This is a genomic window from Bradyrhizobium sp. CCBAU 53415, from assembly GCF_028128735.1.
In the GTDB taxonomy this organism is placed as follows: domain Bacteria; phylum Pseudomonadota; class Alphaproteobacteria; order Rhizobiales; family Xanthobacteraceae; genus Bradyrhizobium.
Genome location: NZ_LBJF01000003.1, coordinates 1 through 401 on the forward strand (window position 1 = coordinate 1; position 401 = coordinate 401).

Annotated in this window: 1 protein-coding gene; it reads left to right on the top strand. The window is 62.8% G+C overall.

Annotated elements, in window-relative coordinates; genetic code table 11:
- Positions 1–2: 2 nt before the first annotated feature.
- A partial coding sequence (locus tag XH87_RS08380) for an Hpt domain-containing protein (RefSeq protein WP_271586894.1) occupies positions 3–401 on the top strand: 399 nt, incomplete at its 3' end.

Consider the following 401-nt stretch of genomic DNA (forward strand, 5'->3'; position numbering starts at 1 on the left):
TCATGGATGATCTGTTGCGGGAGTTTCTGACGGAGACCAGCGAGAGCCTGGACACCGTTGACAATCAGCTGGTGAAGTTCGAGCAGGAGCCGAACAACGCCAAGATTCTGGATAACATCTTCCGCCTGGTCCACACCATCAAGGGCACTTGCGGCTTCCTCGGGCTGCCGCGGCTGGAAGCGCTGGCGCATGCCGGCGAGACCTTGATGGGCAAATTCCGTGACGGCATGCCGGTGACCGGGCAGGCGGTGACGGTGATCCTGTCCTCGATCGACCGCATCAAGGAGATCCTGGCGGGCCTGGAGGCGACCGAAGCCGAGCCGGAGGGCAACGACCGCGACCTCATCGACAAGCTGGAAGCGATGGTCGAGCAGGGCATGGCGGCAATGGCCGCGGGTCAT